Source organism: Pseudovibrio sp. W74 (genome assembly GCF_001623085.1).
GTDB lineage: Bacteria > Pseudomonadota > Alphaproteobacteria > Rhizobiales > Stappiaceae > Pseudovibrio.
The window spans coordinates 379,485-386,142 of record NZ_LMCJ01000021.1 but is presented as its reverse complement, the minus strand read 5'-3'; the positions used below and the strand labels follow the sequence as shown (position 1 = coordinate 386,142).

Here is a 6,658-nt window from a genome sequence, read left to right as displayed (position 1 = left end):
GAAGAGTTCCAGAAACGTTCTCAGGTTCTGCGTTTAAACCTGTAACATCCTCCAACATCGGCACTCAATTCGGGCAACCTGAGTGCCGATATCCCTTCCAGAGCAATGTTGTCAGTTGGCAACTCACACGTATTCAGCTCTGATGACCCGTCCGTTTGGTAGGTCAAAAACCTGCACATCTCGCGCAAAGCCGATAAAACCGAGTATCAATCCGATGCTTTGAGGCCCAGTTCTCCTCTCATTCTATCCAAGCCAACATTCGCAGCACACAACTCACTCAACAGTCTGTCGCAGATTTGCGGCGGGTTTCTTTTCAGAGGCCCTCAGCTGTTACTGCTGTTTGCAACCACGTTTGCATCAAAAACAACGCAACTCTTGTTAAAGTGTAATAGAGGAAGCCTTTCGCTAAACACATGCAGAAAGGACAGTTTGCGGGCCATTGTCGGAGCTTCTTAAATTATCTAATGCCTCCAATATGTTGGGCCATAACTTAACCGACACCACGAAGCAGCTAGATCTCTAACCCAACCAAGTTCCACGACATTTTGTTACATCTGATTTCTTGCGGAAAAGACAGAGCTGATCCAGTGTTTAGACAAGGTTGAACGCGAACTCCGCAGTCGCAATCGGCCGCACACTGCTGACTTCCCACGTACCCCAACACCGCGAAATCAGCAGTGTGCACCTTACAACTCAGTGCAAACTCATCCGGGCGACCATGTCTTACCTTCGAGCAATTTGGAACTCACCATTTACCTTCTGGTCTATCCTTGCACTCCCGGGGCTTGCTATCATCGGAGAGCTTCTCCGTGAAAGCGACAAGTTGGAGCACCTTCTCCTTCCAACTGGAGAGTTTGCCGCTCGTTTTCTCATCATAAGCCTCATGATCACGCCGCTGATGTTCCTGACAAACAGTCAACGATGGGTGCGTTGGCTGATGGCACGGCGGCGGTATATTGGCGTAGCTGCAGCCTGCTATTCAGCTCTGCACGTTGCTATCTACCTGCTGGATAAGGGATCTCTTGGCCCTATCCTGCAAGACCTCGTCAAAATCGGGATCTGGACTGGATGGCTGGCTTCTCTCATTTTCATTCCGCTCACAGTCACCAGCAACGATTGGTTCATCGCCCAGCTCGGGTCCAGATGGAAGAACCTTCAGAAACTTGCTTACGCAGCAGCAGTCCTCGTGTTCGCCCATTGGGTCCTGGTAGACTACAAATTTGGGCCAGCACTGGTGCATTTCACACCGCTTCTACTCCTAGAGCTCTACAGATATGTGCACGTCACCAATAAACGAAAAGAGCGTAAGCTTTCCGCCCACGCTTAAATCCCAAGCAAGCCTCCAACTAAGCCCGCCTCTTCCCAAAGGCGGGCTTTTCTTTGCTCTCCTTTTGTAGTGAGGACAGTCCCTTCAATCACAGTTAAGCTGCTGAAATGGAGGAGGGACCATATAATGACGACTACCGATTTTCAGAAAATAGAGAGCGCAAGTCTTAAACATCCAACGGCCTTGAAGCTCAGCCTGCCAGATCCATTACCTGATGATATTCAGGAACTTTTTGGGAAATGTCAGAGCAAACTCGGGTTGATCCCGAACGTGCTGATTGCCTTTGCACATCGACCAGAGAAGCTCAGGGCGTTTTCTCAGATGTACAATGAGCTCATGCTCGGGGATTCCGGCATTTCTAAGCTGGAACGAGAGATGATTGCTGTCACCGTTTCGTCGATCAATTCCTGCTGGTATTGTCAGGTTGCCCATGGCGCTGCTGTTCGGGAGTATTCCAACAAGCCGGAACTGGGTGAAGCTATGGTGATGAACTATCGCTATGCCGATTTGACTGACAAGCAGCGCGTGATGCTCGACTTTTCTACAAAGATTGCGAAGACGTCCTCTGAGATTGTTGAGGGTGACCGGCAAGACCTCCGGGATGTTGGGTTCTCGGAAGAAGACATCTGGGACATTTGCGAAGTCGCGGCCTTTTTCTCCATGTCCAACCGCATGGCCTCTGCAACAGGCATGCAGCCCAACCCAGAGTATCACTCCGCAGCACGATAGAAGTGAGCAGGGGAGGGGAGTTTCAGCTGTCAACTCGGCTTCAAAAAAGTTGACAGCTGTCAACACAGAAAGGCCTTGCCAGTGGGTGAGGAGAGGAGTATATCGTGTATCGACGATATACGGAATCAACGATGACAGAAAACACCTGCGTTACGGAATTCGCACCTGCCTCTTTGAATGAAGCAGAAGAAGAAAATCTCGCCGTCCAGGCCAAAGCCTTGGCGCATCCAGCGCGTGTCCGTCTGCTGAAAATTATGGCGGCTCAACCCGGCTGCGTCGGAGGTGATCTCGTGAACTCTATCGGTCTGGCGCAATCCACTGTGTCCGAGCATCTCCGGATCCTGAAGGATGCAGGCTTCATACTGGCGGAAGTACAGCGTCCGCGTATTTGTTATTCAGTCAATCGGTCTGAGTTGAAGAACTTCAACTTCCTCTTTGAGCGCAGCTTCAAGCTCTAAAATTTGTCGAAATTCATCGTCTATCGACGATAGGCAGGAGATATCATGGGTAATTTTGAACGCTACCTCTCAGTCTGGGTAGGTCTTGCAATGGCACTGGGGGTAGGGGCAGGCCTCCTTCAACCTGGCCTTTTTCAGATCATCGGTGACTTGCAGGTCGGCGGGATCAATCTGGTCATCGCAGTTCTGATCTGGCTTATGATCTATCCAATGATGGTACAGGTCGAGTTCACCGAGGTTCGCAATTGCTTTGTGAAACCAAAGGGCCTTATCGTAACGCTGGCCATGAACTGGCTGGTGAAACCCTTCACCATGGCAGCTCTGGCCGTGCTGTTCATGCGCCATATCTTTGCGCCGTTCATTCCGGCAGATCTGGCGGATCAATACATCGCAGGCATGATCTTGCTTGGTGTGGCTCCCTGTACTGCAATGGTGTTTGTCTGGTCGTATCTAACAAAGGGCAATGCCAGTTATACGGTGGCACAGGTTGCAACCAATGACTTGATTATGATCTTCGCTTTCGCGCCAATCGCTGCGTTTTTGCTGGATGTCTCAAACATCATCGTCCCATGGGATGTGTTGCTGGTTTCAACCGCGCTGTTTGTTGCGTTACCATTGGGGGCAGGGTGGTTGACCCGGCTCGGCCTCAAAGACAAAGAGCACCTTTCTTCATTCAGTGCAGGGATGAAACCTTTCTCGATTGCAGGTCTGGTGGGCACGGTGTTCTTGCTGTTTGGTCTTCAGGCGGACAACATCATTTCATCACCAGCAGACATCGTTCTCATCGCGATTCCGCTTCTCATCCAAACTGTCCTGATTTTCTTCGTCACATACTTCTGGATGCGGAAGTGGCACCAGCCGCACAATGTTGCAGCGCCCGGCGCAATGATTGGTGCGTCCAACTTCTTTGAGCTGGCCGTCGCTGTTGCAATCAGTTTGTTCGGCGTCACCTCCGGAGCTGCCTTGGCAACCATCGTTGGTGTACTGGTTGAAGTGCCGGTGATGTTGGTGCTGGTTTCTTATGCCAACCGGACTCGCGGTCAGTTCTCTAAGGACGATCAGGTCCCTGCGTCAACAGCCCATTCCAAAACTTAAGCGTGAGGGCAGGGGAGTGATCTCCTGCCCTTTGTCTCTCTTGGTTTTTCGTTCTTCTCTGAGTATGCTCATGGTCTATTGCACCAGTTATTTTATGAGCAACTTATGACCCCCAACAATATTCCCGTTCTCAGCAACGGCGTTTCCGTTTTTCTTCTCGACCTGAATGCAGAGGAGCCGCAGGTCTTGCTTATGCGCCGCGCTGATACTTTGCTCGGCGCCTGGTGTCAGGTCGCAGGCAAGGTTGAACCAAATGAGACCGGCTGGGAAGCAGCATTACGAGAGGTGAAAGAGGAAACCGGTTTGGTCCTCACCGAACTCTGGTCTGCCGATCTGTGCGAGGAGTTTTATGTTGCGGAAAAAAACATCATCCAAAAACTGCCAGTATTCGTGAGCTTTGTTTCCAGCGAAACGCCAATCGCCATCAACGAAGAACACGATGCCTATCAATGGTTTTCATTTGATGATGCCATGGAGCTCTTCAGCTTTCCCGGCCAGCGCCGCGTTCTTGAATATCTCCAGGCCGAGTTCGTAACACGCAAAGCAAGCCCACACCTTCGGATCGAGTTACCGACACAGCAGAATGAGGAGACCAGCGAAGTTTTGAGCTCCTGACACTCCACATTCTCTATTCATGGAAGTGCCGGAACTCTGGTGGTATTGAATGTTGAACGAACTCATTCTTCTGAGACACGGTGAAAGTGAGCACATGCTGAAAGGTGTTGTGGGAGGTTGGACAAATTCGACACTTACACCTCACGGCATCACTCAAGCGAAGCAAACTGCGGAATGGATAACTGAGAAAACCGGAAATGAGTTTACTAAAGCAATTGCGTGAGTTGAACAACGGCGTGGCAAAGGACCTCTCAAAAGCATGGTTGATTACGTAGTTCCCCACGACCTCAAATGGAAAAATGACTTCTGCCATGAGGCTTCTTTGATCAAGGAGGGGCTAGGCAGAACTGACATTGAACTTCATCATATTGGCAGCACCTCAGTGGAGGGTATCCTTGCCAAACCAATTATTGACTTATTAGGCGTTGTATCTGATGTACGTGCGCTCAATACAAAGAGCGACGTATTCGAAGGTCTCGGATATGAGATCATGGGTGCGTATGGTATTGATGGCAGACGGTATTTTCGAAAGATGGATGGGGCGGGGAAACGAACACATCATCTTCATATCTATGAAACAGGATCGCCCCACATTGAGCGGCACCTTGCATTTCGTGACTACCTGATCGCTCATCCAAGCAAGACGGCTGAATATTCCAACTTAAAGGCGATGCTAACATCAGCGGATACCGTTACATGGGATTCCTATTTGGATGGTAAAGAGCCCTTCATTCTCGCCACCGAGCAAGAAGCACTCAAATGGTTCAGATCGATATGAACTCGCGTTAATCTCCTGTTTCTCGCCCAGTCAGTAAGCGCGCGCACCAACACCACACTTGCGGATCCATCTACCCCATCCGCAAGAAACCGGCATTGCAGACCCTTACCCCAGAGCCAGTCCATAAAGCGACTTGTGCAGGGCGAGTTTTCCGTCCTTGGCGCGGTCAACACAGGCGCGGAAGTAACCCGCCGGTCGCGAAATGCCTTCAGGATCGCGCAGGGTTTTTTCAACCGTCACCACCAGAACCGCCGCAGCCATTTTTTCGCCCAGTGTCACAACCGCTTGCTTCCAGCCATCTTCGGAAAGGCCAATCGCCAAACGAAGCTGCTCGCCAGACTGCGCAAGCTCGAACCAGCTTGAAAACTGCATGCCCAGCATTTCCTGGGTCTCTGTTGTTGCGCTATCAATCAAACCAATGGAAATAGCAGATAAATGCTCACTTAAACCGTTATCTAACTGACCAGATTGCCGAGATTGCAATTGAGCTGGAGCATTGGATTTGGCAGAGAATTTGCTTGATTGGTCTTTTTCAAGAGCAATCTTCGAAGCTTCGTTAGAAGCGGAGTTGGTATTTGAGTAGCCATCGTTAGATGGCTGCCGTGTTTTACTATTTATATGAGTTTGATGGGTTGTAATATTATAAGGGGTGACATCAATGTCATGGTCGCCTGACATTTCAGCATATTCATTGAAATCTGAGGCAGTTTGCTCATCCCCGGTTTTGTCTTCCGCAAGCTCTTCCACAACCAGTTCATAGAGTTTTGAGACCTTGTCTGCCCGCTCAAGAAGCAGCATTGGCGTTTCCATAATGGCAGAGAGTTCTTCCAGGAACACTGTACAATCCACGCCTTCGCTTTGCCCGGTCCGGCAAGCGTCAACGATTGCGCGAGACAGCCGGTTAACAGTCCGCTTTGCTTCCTGCCCTGCCCGCACCCGTGCCTGAAACTCTTCCCCAATCCGTTTGATCTCATCAATCCGCTGGCGTGCTGGCGAAAAGTCAAAACCATATCCACGGTCAATCTCACCGCTTGCACCATTGCGGTAGATAAAACGACGGCCTGTTGAACTGTCGCGGTATGCCAGTATGCCCACCTCAACCAGCCGCTTAAGTGCACGGATCACTGTGCGCGTGGAGCGGCACACGTATTCAGCCAACTTGTCATTGGAGATCGCGACCAGCGGACGGCGGTCCTGTTTCCAGTCATCTGCCCGTGTCAGGCCGATCAGAATATCGAGAATATGGTAGGCGGTACCATCAATCCCCAGAGCAGGGGCCGCCTTTTTTAACGTGATCGCCACCTCGGCTTTTGTTGTTTTGACGATATCATTCGCCATTGCCAGTCGCTGGCTTTCCAACATGCCGGGTGTCATTTTGCGAAAGGACGCAACACCGGTGCTTTGCATAGCTAACCCATTCACCGAGGGAAGACCCAAGGTGTTATCCAAGTAAGATTGGGGATTGAGCGCCCGAAAAAGCAAAAATGCGCCACAAAGGGTTTCAAGAAAGCATTGCTGACTTGATTCGCACCGCGCGTTCGTCGTAGGATGATCGTGCTAAAGATGGTCCTCGACGAGTGCTCTTCACTCTCTTGGGCGACGATTTTAGGGCCTTGCTGATTGCCGTCAGCAGGGCCTTTCGTCATTCAGGGGTTA

General features: G+C 50.6%; 7 protein-coding genes. 6 read left to right on the top strand and 1 reads right to left on the bottom strand.

The genetic code is table 11. The annotated features are described in order from the left end of the window. Nucleotides 1-718: 718 nt before the first annotated feature. From PsW74_RS16260 to PsW74_RS16235, 6 genes are all read left to right on the top strand, one after another. Nucleotides 719-1,327 carry a ferric reductase-like transmembrane domain-containing protein gene (locus PsW74_RS16260; protein ID WP_063287835.1) on the top strand — a complete coding sequence of 203 codons (609 nt, stop codon included), beginning with the start codon at nucleotides 719-721 and terminating at the stop codon, nucleotides 1,325-1,327. A 126-nt stretch (nucleotides 1,328-1,453) separates the two neighbouring features. Then, nucleotides 1,454-2,056, top strand: coding sequence for a peroxidase-related enzyme (locus PsW74_RS16255; RefSeq protein ID WP_063287834.1), 603 nt, complete (start codon nucleotides 1,454-1,456; stop codon nucleotides 2,054-2,056). Between the two features lie 131 nt (nucleotides 2,057-2,187). After that, nucleotides 2,188-2,514: a metalloregulator ArsR/SmtB family transcription factor gene (locus PsW74_RS16250; RefSeq protein WP_063287833.1), complete on the top strand. Its 327-nt coding sequence runs from the start codon at nucleotides 2,188-2,190 to the stop codon at nucleotides 2,512-2,514. Between the two features lie 45 nt (nucleotides 2,515-2,559). Next, the gene (gene arsB / locus PsW74_RS16245) at nucleotides 2,560-3,609 is read left to right on the top strand and encodes an ACR3 family arsenite efflux transporter (RefSeq protein ID WP_063287832.1); all 1,050 of its coding nucleotides are present in this window, start codon (nucleotides 2,560-2,562) and stop codon (nucleotides 3,607-3,609) included. Nucleotides 3,610-3,714: 105 nt separating this feature from the next. Continuing rightward, entirely contained in the window at nucleotides 3,715-4,224 is a 510-nt protein-coding gene (locus tag PsW74_RS16240; RefSeq protein ID WP_063287831.1) for an NUDIX domain-containing protein, read from the top strand. A 259-nt stretch (nucleotides 4,225-4,483) separates the two neighbouring features. Then, nucleotides 4,484-5,002, top strand: a complete 519-nt coding sequence (locus tag PsW74_RS16235; protein WP_063287830.1) for a GrpB family protein — start codon at nucleotides 4,484-4,486, stop codon at nucleotides 5,000-5,002. A 105-nt stretch (nucleotides 5,003-5,107) separates the two neighbouring features. On the opposite strand, the gene repC is transcribed toward PsW74_RS16235, so the two are convergent. Further along, nucleotides 5,108-6,409: a plasmid replication protein RepC gene (gene repC / locus PsW74_RS16230; RefSeq protein WP_063287829.1), complete on the bottom strand. Its 1,302-nt coding sequence runs from the start codon at nucleotides 6,407-6,409 to the stop codon at nucleotides 5,108-5,110. Nucleotides 6,410-6,658: the final 249 nt, after the last annotated feature.